This window comes from Brevibacillus agri (assembly GCF_004117055.1).
In the GTDB taxonomy this organism is placed as follows: domain Bacteria; phylum Bacillota; class Bacilli; order Brevibacillales; family Brevibacillaceae; genus Brevibacillus; species Brevibacillus agri.
Map to the genome: position 1 here is coordinate 1,508,254 of NZ_CP026363.1, position 12,385 is coordinate 1,520,638.

At 54.7% G+C, this 12,385-nt stretch carries 16 protein-coding genes; 12 read left to right on the forward strand and 4 right to left on the reverse strand.

From position 1 onward, the window contains the following. Positions 1-2: 2 nt before the first annotated feature. Complete coding sequence (glpX, locus tag BA6348_RS07520; RefSeq protein WP_005836600.1) at positions 3-977, reverse strand: class II fructose-bisphosphatase; 975 nt, start codon at positions 975-977, stop codon at positions 3-5. 240 nt (positions 978-1,217) lie between these two features. Here glpX and BA6348_RS07530 point away from each other — a divergent pair, with 240 nt between their 5' ends. Both BA6348_RS07530 and BA6348_RS07535 read left to right on the forward strand, forming a co-directional pair. Then, positions 1,218-1,652 (forward strand): DUF86 domain-containing protein, encoded by a 435-nt coding sequence (locus tag BA6348_RS07530; protein ID WP_122952375.1) that lies wholly within the window; start codon positions 1,218-1,220, stop codon positions 1,650-1,652. 94 nt (positions 1,653-1,746) lie between these two features. Continuing rightward, positions 1,747-2,373 carry a helix-turn-helix transcriptional regulator gene (locus BA6348_RS07535; protein ID WP_005836603.1) on the forward strand — a complete coding sequence of 209 codons (627 nt, stop codon included), beginning with the start codon at positions 1,747-1,749 and terminating at the stop codon, positions 2,371-2,373. A gap of 109 nt (positions 2,374-2,482) precedes the next feature. Here BA6348_RS07535 and BA6348_RS07540 read toward each other — a convergent pair whose 3' ends face one another. Next, on the reverse strand, positions 2,483-2,668 hold the full coding sequence (locus tag BA6348_RS07540) for a hypothetical protein (protein WP_122952376.1): 186 nt from the start codon (positions 2,666-2,668) through the stop codon (positions 2,483-2,485). 3 nt (positions 2,669-2,671) lie between these two features. Between BA6348_RS07540 and BA6348_RS07545 the strand changes: the two genes are divergently transcribed. Then, on the forward strand, positions 2,672-2,926 hold the full coding sequence (locus BA6348_RS07545) for a hypothetical protein (protein ID WP_122952377.1): 255 nt from the start codon (positions 2,672-2,674) through the stop codon (positions 2,924-2,926). Between the two features lie 159 nt (positions 2,927-3,085). Continuing rightward, positions 3,086-3,865: a TIGR01457 family HAD-type hydrolase gene (locus tag BA6348_RS07550; RefSeq protein ID WP_122952378.1), complete on the forward strand. Its 780-nt coding sequence runs from the start codon at positions 3,086-3,088 to the stop codon at positions 3,863-3,865. Here the strand turns inward: BA6348_RS07550 and BA6348_RS07555 are convergent. Further along, a complete protein-coding gene (locus BA6348_RS07555; RefSeq protein WP_025843829.1) occupies positions 3,848-4,369 on the reverse strand; it encodes a phosphatidylglycerophosphatase A family protein in 522 nt (173 codons plus the stop codon). The genes BA6348_RS07550 and BA6348_RS07555 overlap by 18 nt on opposite strands. Positions 4,370-4,492: 123 nt before the next feature. Between BA6348_RS07555 and BA6348_RS07560 the strand changes: the two genes are divergently transcribed. From BA6348_RS07560 to BA6348_RS07570, 3 genes are read left to right on the forward strand one after another with little or no spacing between them, the layout of a single operon-like run. After that, on the forward strand, positions 4,493-5,578 hold the full coding sequence (locus BA6348_RS07560) for a protein kinase family protein (protein ID WP_122952379.1): 1,086 nt from the start codon (positions 4,493-4,495) through the stop codon (positions 5,576-5,578). Then, a complete protein-coding gene (locus BA6348_RS07565) occupies positions 5,535-6,494 on the forward strand; it encodes a 2-hydroxyacid dehydrogenase (RefSeq protein ID WP_122952380.1) in 960 nt (319 codons plus the stop codon). Before BA6348_RS07560 ends, BA6348_RS07565 begins: the two co-directional genes overlap by 44 nt. After that, complete coding sequence (locus BA6348_RS07570) at positions 6,491-7,441, forward strand: alpha/beta hydrolase (protein ID WP_122952381.1); 951 nt, start codon at positions 6,491-6,493, stop codon at positions 7,439-7,441. Before BA6348_RS07565 ends, BA6348_RS07570 begins: the two co-directional genes overlap by 4 nt. Before the next feature lie 52 nt (positions 7,442-7,493). Here BA6348_RS07570 and BA6348_RS07575 read toward each other — a convergent pair whose 3' ends face one another. Then, positions 7,494-7,715: a NifU family protein gene (locus tag BA6348_RS07575; protein WP_005836042.1), complete on the reverse strand. Its 222-nt coding sequence runs from the start codon at positions 7,713-7,715 to the stop codon at positions 7,494-7,496. Between the two features lie 191 nt (positions 7,716-7,906). Here BA6348_RS07575 and cysK point away from each other — a divergent pair, with 191 nt between their 5' ends. The 5 genes from cysK (at position 7,907) to BA6348_RS07600 (ending at position 12,139) form a co-directional block, all read left to right on the forward strand. Next, positions 7,907-8,830 (forward strand): cysteine synthase A, encoded by a 924-nt coding sequence (cysK, locus tag BA6348_RS07580; RefSeq protein ID WP_026558117.1) that lies wholly within the window; start codon positions 7,907-7,909, stop codon positions 8,828-8,830. Between the two features lies 1 nt (position 8,831). After that, positions 8,832-9,965, forward strand: a complete 1,134-nt coding sequence (locus BA6348_RS07585; protein ID WP_005836046.1) for a bifunctional cystathionine gamma-lyase/homocysteine desulfhydrase — start codon at positions 8,832-8,834, stop codon at positions 9,963-9,965. Between the two features lie 49 nt (positions 9,966-10,014). After that, positions 10,015-10,350: a YuzD family protein gene (locus BA6348_RS07590; RefSeq protein WP_005836047.1), complete on the forward strand. Its 336-nt coding sequence runs from the start codon at positions 10,015-10,017 to the stop codon at positions 10,348-10,350. 409 nt (positions 10,351-10,759) lie between these two features. Next, positions 10,760-11,653, forward strand: a complete 894-nt coding sequence (locus tag BA6348_RS07595) for a hypothetical protein (RefSeq protein WP_122952382.1) — start codon at positions 10,760-10,762, stop codon at positions 11,651-11,653. Between the two features lie 144 nt (positions 11,654-11,797). Then, positions 11,798-12,139, forward strand: coding sequence for a hypothetical protein (locus tag BA6348_RS07600; protein WP_122952383.1), 342 nt, complete (start codon positions 11,798-11,800; stop codon positions 12,137-12,139). Positions 12,140-12,385: the final 246 nt, after the last annotated feature.

Here is a 12,385-nt window from a genome sequence, read left to right on the forward strand (position 1 = left end):
CTCTACTTCCATGCCAGATTTGGTTTGTGCTCGATATTGTGCAAAGCGCGGACAAAACGGATCGTTTTCGTCTGGGCGCGCATGACGATGGAGTGCGTCTCCACCATGTCGTCGCCCAAGTAGCGGACTCCCTGCAGCAGCTCGCCGTCCGATACCCCTGTTGCCGCGAAGATGGCGTCGTCTCCTTTTACCATATCGTGCAACGTCAGCAACTGCTCCGGATTGGCAAGCCCCATCTTGATGCAGCGCTCCCGCTCGCTGTCGTTTTGCGGCTTGAGCATCGCCTGCATGTCGCCACCGAGACATTTGATCGCCGCCGCGCTGATGACGCCTTCCGGTGCGCCGCCGATTCCGAGAAACAGGTCAATCCCTGTATGCGGCAGACAGGCGGCAATCGCTGCGCCGACATCGCCGTCGCCGAACAGCTTGACGCGCGCGCCTTTTTCCCGGACGGTGTCGATGATGTCCTGGTGCCGCTCCCGCTCCTGGATGATGACGGTCACATCCTGAACGCGTTTGTTGTTCGCTTTGGCTACTACTTCTATCATTTTATCCACGGGATCGAAAAGGTTGATTTTTCCCGCAGCCCGCTTGCCAACCGCCATTTTCATCATGTACATGTCGGGGGCATGCAGCAAGGTTCCGCGGTCACCGACAGCGATCACCGACATGGCATTGTTGTGTCCCTTGGCGACGATCGTCGTTCCCTCCAGCGGGTCTACGGCGACGTCTACCTCCGGGCCGACCGCATCCGGGTGGCCGAGCTTTTCGCCAATGTACAGCATCGGGGCTTCGTCCAGCTCGCCTTCGCCAATGACGACCGTCCCTCTCATGTTGATCGTGTCAAACATGGCGCGCATGGCGCTGGTCGCTGCTCCGTCCGCTTCATTTTTCTTTCCTCGTCCCATCCAGTGTGACGAGGCGAGGGCAGCCATTTCTGTCACCCGCACGATTTCCAATGCCAGTTCGCGTTCCACAGTTGTGTTCCTCCCTTTATGCCGGCAAAAAATTCACCCCATCATTGTAACATAAAGTACAAGCTGATTCGTGACAGCCGGGACAAATTTGGTATACTGTTGGAGGAAAAGAGGTGAAAGCCGTGAGCAATTCCTATTTGCAGGAAGGGGAATTGGTCCTTCTCGTCCTGGTGCTGACGTTTGTGTTTACTACCTATTATGCAAAACGAAAAGCAAAAAAGCGAAAATAAGGAGAATCTCATGTACGACGTGAATACAAAGCGAATTGACCAAGTATTGTCCTATATGTCTCGCATGCTTGATCTGCTGGACAAGCTCAGGGAACGGGGAGCCGAAGCGGTTTTGTCGGACGAAGTGGCTGTTGCAGCGATGGAGCGAGCCCTGCACTTGTCCATCGAAGGAATTGTCGATGTCGGAAATGCGCTGATCGACGGCTTTATCATGCGCGATCCTGGCAGCTACAGTGATATTGTAGAAATTTTGCGCGACGAGCAAGTCGTTACCGATGAGCAGGCGGCGATTCTGACCCGCGTTGTTGATTTCCGCAAGCATCTGGTCATTGACTATACGAGCGTTCCGGCGGAGGAAATGTTCGCGCTGGTGAACGAAGCCGTGGCAGCGATGCGGCAGTTTGACCCGCATGTGCGTGCGTTTTTGCAGAAAGAATTGTTCTAGAAAATGGAGAAGCGGATTTTTTATACAAAACACTTTCGTTTGTTTACTAAAGCGTGCCGATCCGCTACAATAAGTAGAAAGGACGGTGATACGTATGACAAACGAGGGGACGTCCACTCGTGACCAAATCCTGCACATGCTCAAGGTAAAAGGCTCACTCTCTGTCAGCGACATGGCCGTCGATCTTGGCATTACAGAAATGGCGGTAAGACGCCATCTGAACACCCTGGAGAGAGACAATCTGATTAAGTCTACGCTTGTGAGGCAAGCGATGGGACGACCAACCAACGTATATTCCTTGTCGCAGGAAGCAGATGAGCTGTTTCCGCGCAATTATTCTCATTTAACGCTCGACTTTTTGCAAGACTTAAAGGAGATTGACGGGCCGGGAAAAGTCGAAATGCTGTTCCGCCGCCGCGAAAATCGCCTGGAGGAAACGTATCGCGCCCATATGCAAGGAGACTTGCGGGACCGCGTGGCCAAGCTTGCCGAACTGCAAAACGAAAAAGGCTACATGGTCGAGTGGGAAGCGGATACGGATGGAAACACGTATCGCATCCAGGAGTTCAACTGTCCAATCGCCCAGGTCGCGCGCGAATTCAATCAGGCCTGCACCTGTGAGCTGTCGCTGTTTCGCCGGGTGCTGAAAGCCGACGTGGAGCAAACGTCCTGCATGGCAAAAGGCGGAGACAAGTGCGTGTTTGAAATCAAAAAAGCGTAAAAACAGTGTCAATGATCGCCACTTTTGTACGATTCGGTGCAGGGTGGCTTTTTTGCTGGGAAAAAACAGAACTTGTGGCAGGTGGTAGCGGCTTCGTTTTCCCCTCCGGCTAAAGCTGTTGTTTGTAACTTACAGGATTTTCCTTGCCACTATCCAATTTTAAAGTAGAGAAGAAAAAGGAGGAAAGTGAGTGGGGATGGGAGAGGTACTGCAGCAGGCGAGAATCGAGCTGAGATAAAATCAGCAACTGCTTCGACTGATCGAGGAGCTGGAGGAACAGATCGACAATCTGCATTTTGTGAACATCGTGCTGGGCAGCGAAGACGATCTGGAGGTCGTGGCCCTGCACCCGGAGACATCGACGGGGATCAGGCTGCGGCTGTCGATGGTGCAAAACAACTTTCATCTGTTTACGCGCTCATGGGATTTGTCTTTTTGCGTTCCGGTTCACAATGCGCTGACCCCGCAAGCAGAACTGGTCGAAGTGCTGTCTTGCGAACAGGTAAAAGCATGGACCGAGAAGATCGTAGAGCAGTGGAAAAAAGCCAGGTAGCGAGACGAAGGCAGGAAGCGGCAGAGCCCGTTTTCCTGCCTTTTTTGGCGGGCAAAAGCAGACGGGCGGCTCGTCAAATGGCGCAAAAGCGGGTATCGTAAAGGAAGGCCAGAAGTTTTGGCAACAGAGATAGATCAGACTGGATGGAGGAGAAGCAACATGAAACCGTACAAAGGCTACCTGATTGATCTGGATGGAACCATTTACCGCGGCAATGAGTCGATTCCCGGCGCTGCCGAATTTGTCCGCTACTTGAAAGCGAACCGCATTCCGTACCTGTTTTTGACCAACAATTCGTCCGCATCGGCCGAGCGCGTGGCAGCGCGACTGAGCGGGATGGGAGTTGAGGCAACCGCACAGGATGTATATACGACCAGCATGGCGACTGTTGAATATTTGCAAGAAAAGGCGCCCGCAGGGGCAAGCGTGTATGCGATTGGCGAGGAAGGTTTGCTGTCACAACTGGAAGCGGCAGGCTTCAGGCTGACAGCAGACGATCCTGCCTACGTCATCGTTGGAATCGACCGTGCCTTCACGTACGAAAAGCTGACGATCGCTACCCGCGCCATCCGCGCAGGCGCTACTTTTATCGCGACCAATGCAGATGCCGCGCTGCCGACAGACAACGGACTGTTTCCAGGAAACGGCTCGCTCGTTGCCGCCGTGTCGGTCGCATCCGCTACGAAGCCGATCGTCATCGGCAAGCCGGAGCCGATCATCGTGCGCTACGCGCTTTCCGTCCTCGGCACAGAGGCATCCGAGACGTTGATCGTCGGCGACAACCTGTTCACCGACATTGAAGCTGGAGCAAACAGCGGCCTGGACAGCCTGCTCGTCCTGACAGGCTATTCGACGCGGGAAGAAGCTGCCCGCCACGCGGTGCAGCCGACGCATATCGCCAAAGACTTGCCGGAGTGGCAGCTACGCATCTCGCTCTAGGCACTCTTCCTGCTGCTTCTGGCGATGGGCAATCCGGCTGGAAGCAGCAGCGGCAATCGCTCCGACGAGGTCGTCCAAAAACGTGTGGACGCCGAAGCGTTTGTCGTTGAGCTGGGCCAGCTTGCCGTGTTTGAGCTTGTCGACGTAGCCGAAGTTGGTAAAGCCGATACTGCCGTACAGATTGACGATGGCAAGCGCCATTACCTCATCCACGCCGTAAAGCGGCTCGTCCGTTTCGATAATTTTTTGAAGCGGCGGCAGCAGTTGTTTTTGCTCCGCGAGCATGTCCAACTGGATGCCAGTCAGAAGCGCATTTTGCACCTCGCGCTTTTTCAGCACGGCCTTCACGCTGTCCAGGCACAGCTCCATCGTCAGGTCGGGGACGTATTTCGTTTGCAAGAAAAACACAATCTCGGCGATGTCATCGAGGGAAACGCCGCGTTTTCCCAAAAGCCCGATGACCACCTCCAGGCAGCTCTCGCTGTTGAGCGGATGCTCGATCATCTAGGTTTTCCTCCTTTTCCGGCGATCATGAGTTCTTCTAGTATCTGCATCCAGATAGGCACCTATCCCGGTTTTGCGACATACAATGCGCCAAGAGAAGGTGTGCAAGGAGGATGGACCCGTATGGAGGAAAAAGAGCTGCTGCAGGAGCGATATGGCTTCCAGTTGCAAAACTACCGCGTGACGGGCGCCAGCAAGGTGCTCGAAACCGACCAGGGCCTGTATTACATGTTCGAAGCGCCTGCCGGCTATCGGTACAAAAGCAAGTTCGTCGAGCGCGTGCGCAAGCATTTGAGCCAGCAGCAAGACATCCGCATGCTGAAGCTGGTCAAGACCACTGGCGGACAGTCCCATTTTGTCGAGGACGACCAGCTTTACTATTTGTATCGCGGAGTGCGCGAGGCCGTTCCGGAAAATGCGCCCTATGCAAGCGGCCAGTCGCTGGCGCAATTTCATCAGGCTACGAAAAATTTTTCCGGAGACAAACTGTTTATTCCGTACAGCTCGCTGGGGAACTGGCCGAGCACGTGGCGCAGAAAGCTACGGCATTACAACGAGTACCGGGATGAATTGGACGAATCGGACGTCGAGCTGACGCCGATGGATGAGCTGCTTTTGACCTGCTATACGTACGTGCATCAGCTCGGGGAAATCTCGGTCCAGTACTTGCAGGAAGCGGGCTACGACAAAGTCGTGAAGGAAACGGCCGGGCTTGGAAAAGTAGCCTACCAAAATTTTGACCAAGGGTATATGCTATGGAATGAGAAGGATGTACGCCTGATGGCGGGGGAATGGAACTGGGTTCTCGACATGCGGGCTCGCGATCTGGGGCAATGGCTGAAAGCCGAAACGAGACGCAACGGCTGGAATGACGAAGCCACGATCAACTTTTTCGACGGCTACAACAGCGTTGCGCCGCTGCTTTCCGGGGAGTACGCCGTGATCTACGCGCTCATGCTCTATCCGGGCCGCTTTTTAAAGCTGGTGGAAGCCTACAAGGAGCTTCCGCTGGAGGAGAAGCAGGAAGTGAACGTGGAAGCGTGGCAATCCCAACTGGAAGACGAGCTGGCGAAAATGGAAGAAGGACTCCGGCACTATCCCCGTCTGGTCGAAGAGCATTACGGCGTGTCCATTCCACAAATTGATTGGCTGTGGAGGCAAAACAATGAGCAAGCCACAAGTATTCGTCACGAGGAAACTGACCAATGAAGTCATAGCCATGCTGGAGACAGTAGCCCATGTCAGCGTGTGGGAGGGAGATACTCCAGTGCCGCGCGCGATGCTATTGGAAGAGATCGAGCAAGCGGACGCGGTGCTGACCATGCTGACCGAACGGGTGGATGAGGAGCTTTTGCGCCGTGCGAAGAAGCTGCGCATCGTTGCGAATATGGCTGTAGGTTATGACAATATCGACGTGGCCGCCTGTAAAAGACGAGGGGTCACGGTGACCAACACGCCTGACGTGTTGACAGAGGCGACGGCGGATTTGGCGTTTGCGCTGCTCTTGGCGACTGGCCGCAGATTGACGGAAGCGAACCGTTTTTTGCTCGCCGGAGAATGGACCTCGTGGAGCCCGTACCTGATGGCCGGGCAAAGCGTGTACGGAACGACCTTGGGCATTATCGGCATGGGACGGATCGGCGAGGCGGTTGCCCGGCGAGCAGCGGGCTTCAACATGCGCATTTTGTATCACAACCGCAATCGCAAGGAAGAGGCGGAGGCAAAAACGGGAGCGCGGCTGGCCGGGCTGGATGAGCTGCTCCAGGAGTCGGACTACGTCGTGCTGCTGACGCCGCTGACAGAAGAGACGCGGCATTTGATGGGGGGAAGAGAATTTGCCCTGATGAAAAAGTCGGCTGTCTTCGTGAATGTGTCCCGGGGCGGCACCGTCGACGAAGCCGCCTTGTACGAGGCTTTGGTTTCCGGACAAATATGGGCGGCGGGGCTGGACGTATTTAGACAGGAGCCGGTTCCGCTCGACCATCCGCTTTTGTCCCTGCCAAATGTAGTCGCACTCCCGCATATTGGCAGCGCCACGATCCAGACGCGAGATGAGATGGCACGGCTGGCGGCAGACAACATCGTCGCTGTGCTGAGCGGGAAGGAGCCGTTGACCGCGCTATGAGCACTGTGTTGATCCTGGCGGCGGGGCTGTTGCTTTTGGCAGTCGTAGCGGCTTCCGCTATAGCCTTGCATGTCACCTGGCGTCTGACTCATCCCGTGCGCAAGCCGATCGACATGGACCCGCAAGACTTCGGGATCGAGGGAGCGGAGGCGGTGGTATTCCCAAGCAGAGAGGCAGGGATTTCACTGGCGGGCTGGTATCTGTCCGCTACCCAAAATGGGCGAACGCCAAATGGCCGGACAGTGATTTTTGCCCACGGCTACAGCCAGAACAGGCAGGAGCCGCATCTGCCCGCGCTGGCGCTCGCCGCAAAGCTGGTGCATGCCGGCTATGATGTGTTCATGTTCGACTTCCGCAACAGCGGCCAGTCCAGCCCATCGTTGACCACGATCGGGTTGCGCGAACAGCAGGATTTGCTCGGCGCCATAGATTTTGCCGAAGCGAAAAAGCCGGGACAGACGATCGGCCTCATCGGCTTTTCCATGGGGGCAGCGACGTCGCTTCTCGTCGGCGGGGCGGACCCAAGAATTGCGGCTGTTGTGGCAGACTCTCCGTTTTATTCGCTCAGGGAATATTTGGAGGAAAATTTGCCGCAATGGACGGGCCTGCCGCGCTTTCCTTTTAGCTGGCTGATTTTGACCTTGAGCCCGGTTTTGCTCCGCGCGAATCCGCGCCATGTCAAGCCGTATGAAATCGTAAGCCGCGCGAAAAAGCCGATCATGTTCATTCATGGGACCAAAGACTCGACTGTGCCCGCGGAAAACAGCAAGCGGCTGCACGCGTTGGCACAGGATGAGGACTCGCAAATTTGGCTCGTTCCGCACGCCGGGCACGTGCGCAGCTTCGCTTTGCTTCCGGATGAGTACGCGGAGCGGGTCATTGCCTTTTTGGAAAAAGGGATGAGAAAAGCAGGCAAGAGCGTGGGAGCATTCGCCCTGCGAAAATAAAAAAAGCAGCTACGCCGAAGACGGTAGCTGCTTTCATGGCTGTGCGCCTGGATTAAAATACTTGTTGCACTTCTTTGATGCCTGGGATTTCTTCCACCAGTGCGCGTTCGATCCCTGCTTTCAGGGTGATGGTGGAGGAAGGGCAACTGCCGCATGCACCCATCAGGCGCAGCTTCACGATGCCATCTTCTACGTCAACAAGTTGTACGTCACCGCCGTCACGTTGCAGGTAAGGGCGCAGTTTATCGAGAACTTCTTGTACTTGATCCATCATATCCATGTTACATTCACTCCTTTCCAACTCTCCTTTATTATAATCGTACGCTGGCGATAAATCCATGGCTTACATGCCCTGTTAGCACTTTCACGCCAGAAGTATAATCAATGTGAACCGCATGGACTTTTTGCAATAGCAGCATGTTATAATGAAAAAGCAAGTACTTCAACATAAGGAGTCAGATTTTCGTGAACGTATTTCGCAATGTGAAGGAACTGATTGGCAATACGCCAATCGTCGAAATTACACAGTTTGAGCTTCCCGAGGGAGTACGCTTGTTTGCCAAGCTGGAATATTTTAATCCAGGCGGCAGTGTGAAGGACAGACTGGGCATGGAATTGATCCGCGCCGCTGAAGAAAATGGCCAACTGAAGCCAGGGGGCACCATTATCGAACCGACAGCAGGGAATACAGGAATTGGTGTGGCACTCGCCGCTGTAGGAACCGGCTATAAAGTCATTTTTTGCGTCCCGGCCAAGTTTTCCGAGGAAAAGCAGGAGCTGATGCGCGCGCTTGGAGCCGAGGTTGTGAATACCCCGACCGAGCTGGGCATTAAAGGAGCAATCGCCAAGGCACAGGAGCTGGCCGCGTCGATTCCAGGCTCGTTCGTGCCGCAGCAATTCGCAAATCCGGCGAACCCCGACGCCCACTACAAGACGACAGGCCCGGAAATCTGGAGCCAAATGGACGGCCAAGTGGATGTGTTTGTCGCAGGTGCCGGGTCCGGCGGTACATTCATGGGCGTAGCCCGCTATTTGAAGGAGCAAAATCCGAACATTAAGACCGTGATTGTGGAGCCGGAGGGTTCGATCCTGAACGGGGGAGAGTCTGGTCCGCACAAAACGGAAGGCATCGGCATGGAGTTTTTGCCGCCGTTCATGGACACCAGCTACTTCAACGCGATTCACACCATTCTCGATGTGGAAGCATTCGATCTGGTCAAGCAGCTCGCCGCCAAAGAAGGCTTGCTCGTCGGCAGCTCTGCCGGAGCGGCGATGGCAGCGGCTCTGCGCGAAGCGAGAGAAGCAGCCCCAGGCACGAACATCGTCACCTTGTTCGCTGATGGCAGCGAACGCTATCTGAGCAAAAAAATTTACCAGGGAGGAATCTAAGATGCGCATCAAAACTCGGCTGATCCACGGCGGAATCGATGGAGATCCACATACAGGGGCGGTTTCCGTTCCGATTTACCAGGTGAGCACGTACAAGCAGGAAGCAATCGGCGTTCACAAAGGCTTTGAATATTCCCGTACCGGCAACCCGACGCGCCACGCGCTGGAGACGTACATTGCAGAAATCGAAGGCGGCGCCCGCGGCTTTGCTTTTGGCTCCGGCATGGCGGCATTGTCCACGATTCTTTCCCTGTTCAGCAAGGGCGATCATCTCGTAGTCGGCGACGATGTGTACGGCGGTACATATCGCGTAGTGACCCGCGTCTTTTCCCGCATGGGCCTGGAAGCAAGCTACGTCGACACCAGCAATCTGGAAGCGGTAGAGGCAGCCATTCGCCCGGAAACAAAAGCGATCATCATGGAGACGCCGACCAACCCGTTGCTGAAAGTAAGCGACATTCGCGCGCTGGCGGACATCGCCAAGGCAAAAGGCGTACTGCTCGTCGTCGACAACACGTTCATGACGCCATACTGGCAAAATCCGCTCGATCTGGGCGCAGACATCGTGTTCCACAGCGCAACGAAGTATTTGGGCGGCCACAGTGACGTCGTCGCAGGTCTGGTTGTCGCCAAAGATGCACAGATCGGAGAAGACCTGCATTTCGTGCAAAACGCGATCGGCGGCGTCCTCGGCCCGCAAGATTCCTGGCTGCTTCTGCGCGGCATGAAAACGCTTGGCATTCGCATGGAAGAGCACGAGCACAATGCGCGCACATTGGCAAAATGGCTGTCCGAGCGCAGCGACATCAAACGGGTCATCTATCCGGGCTTGTCCAGCCACTCCGGGCATGAGCTGATTCAAAAACAAGCGCGCGGCTTCGGCGGCATGATCTCGTTTGACGTCGGCAGCGCTGAACGCGCCGATGAAGTTTTGGCAAAAGTGAAGTATTACACGCTGGCTGAATCGCTGGGAGCTGTCGAAAGCCTCATCAGCGTGCCTGCCCGCATGACACACGCCTCCATCCCGGCAGAGCGCCGCGCCGAGTTGGGCATTACGGACGGCTTGGTGCGCATTTCTGTAGGGATCGAAGACGTACAAGACTTGATCGAGGATCTCGACCAGGCGCTGTCTTAATCCCGCAACACATCTCGCACAGCGACGGAACCGAGAGGAGGCGGATGAGATGAGTGTGGAAATCAAGGTGTTTGGAACCGAACAGCTCTGCGCAAGCTGCGTCAATTTGCCATCGGCCAAAGAAACGGCAGAATGGCTGCAGGCTGCTCTGTCCCGCAAATACGGCAGCGGCAGCATCCGCATCGTGTACAGCGACTTTCAACACCCGCAGACAGACGATGACAAAAGCTGGGCGACACGCATCATTGAGGAAGATTTATGGTATCCGCTTGTCGTAATTTCCGGGGAAATTGTCGGCGAGGGAAATCCTAAGCTCAAAGACATTTACGAAAAGCTGGAAAGCATGGGCGTCACTCCGCTGGCTGCGCAGACTGAAAGCGAATAGGCCACCGCCCAAGGCTTGATCCGATTAAGGAACCGATCAGATGATGATATCTGGTCGGTTTTTTGCGTCGCTGATTAGTTGGGGGCTTTTCGACGGGTGGGGAAGGATGTTTTTTTGCTTGGCTGCCAGCCCTATAAGCAACTGTCAACCCCTCAAGAACTGTTGGCGAGGAAATCTACCGTTAGCACCTTGTGCATCTTACGGCAGGCAATGCCCCGCTGCACGAAGAAGGCCGGCCGCTGGCTGCTCGCTGTGTGCCCGTCGGCTGCTCGCCGCCACTGGTTAGCCCGCCCGGAATAGAGAGTTTTTACCTCTTTGTATTTGATTCGTAAACCATTTGTAACGAAAAAAAAGCGGCTTCGTCCTATAGTTGTCTATGTAGTCAAGAACAACCAGGGAGGAAAAAACAATGAACAAAAAATGGATGAAACCAGCCGCCTTTCTCGTATTGGCAGGAGTGGTAGGCGTAGCAGGATTGAATCTGGCAGGTACGAAGGCAGCGCATGCCGCCTCTGAGAAAGGCAAGCTTTTCGCAGCAGCAGACGAATTGAAGCTCGACAAAAACACCTATGTCATCGACGTGAAGTCCGCTGATGTAAACGGCGATAAGGTAGAAGATACAGTCTTTCTGGTCGGACAAAAAGAGAAAGCCGACGACATTTACGCGTCCAACATGAACATCGTCGTGCAAGACGGCAAATCGAAGACATACAGCGCAACAGACATCAAGGAGCTGGGCGGCTACGAAGGCGAGCTGACGCTCGTAGACTTCACCGGAGATCACGTAGCCGATGCGTTCGTGAAAACAGCGACGGGCGGCAGCGGCGGCATCTACCATCACGTGATCGCAACGTTTGCAAACAACAAGCCAACCGTCATTTTTGGCGAAAAGGAAAACGAAGGCATCCGCTACGAAGGCAAGTTCGTGAATGGCTTCAAGGTGGAGGGCAAAGGCGCTCAGTTGGACAAGCCGTTGAGCATTGACGTAAGTGCCAACCAGGATGTTTACGTGGCGGCCAAGCTGTACGACAAAGCCGGAAAAGTGCAGGCAGACGGCGAAGACGTCACCGTATATTCGTATCCGTTTGGCTCGCTGACGCCAATCGACATGGACGGAAACGGAACCTATGAACTCGCAGGACAACAACGAATCGTGGGCATGAACAACACGGATACCGTTTCCCGCATCAACTCCGTCTGGGGCTACCAGGGCGCAGGCAAATGGAACCCGTGGGAAGTGGAATACTCCACCTTCCTGGTAAAACACCCAGGCGAAGCGATCAACACGACGATCGAGAAGTAAGCTTGTTTGTTTGCAGCAAGATCAAAGAAGCGTCCCCTTTTCCAGACGGAAGAGAGGATTTTTTTGTGTAGGCTGTCTTGTTCTACTGTCCGCTGCACGCTCATATCCTTCATTGGAACAGCCCAAACCAAGGAGGACGAGCAGATGGAACAGCTAATCGCCCGCTTTTACGAACTGAAAGAAATTCAGAAGCAGGTAGAGGATGAACTTGGCGCGCTGCGAAGCAAGCTGATCGACATCTACGCGGAAGCCGGCAGCGCCGAGGAAGGCGACTTCAAGCTGTCGATCAGCTACCAGGAACGCCGGGAATACAGCGACGACCGCCTCTACAACTCCTTGCCCGACCCGACCCTCTGGCGCCTCATGTCCCGGGCCGACACCGGGAAAATCGCCAGCCTGCTCAAGCTGAACGTCATCCATGAGGGGATATTGGAGGGGACGTATGAGCAGAAGAAGGTGCCGGTTTTGCGGGTGCAGAAGAGGTGAGGAAGAAAAGTCAATTGAATACAGACAGGAGGACCGTCAGACAAAGTGCTGGCGGTCTGTTTTTTTGCTCGCATTGCATTTCGGGCTGTAGAAAGTTTTATAGTTCTAAAATCCTATATATGTAATCGTTGTTTGTGACTTTTTGTCCATTGTTAAAGAATGGAAACAATCCGATATCTGTGGTGATGGGTTTTAATTCCTTTTTATATATACATTGGATGGTAGAACAGCAAAGCAACAAACGGA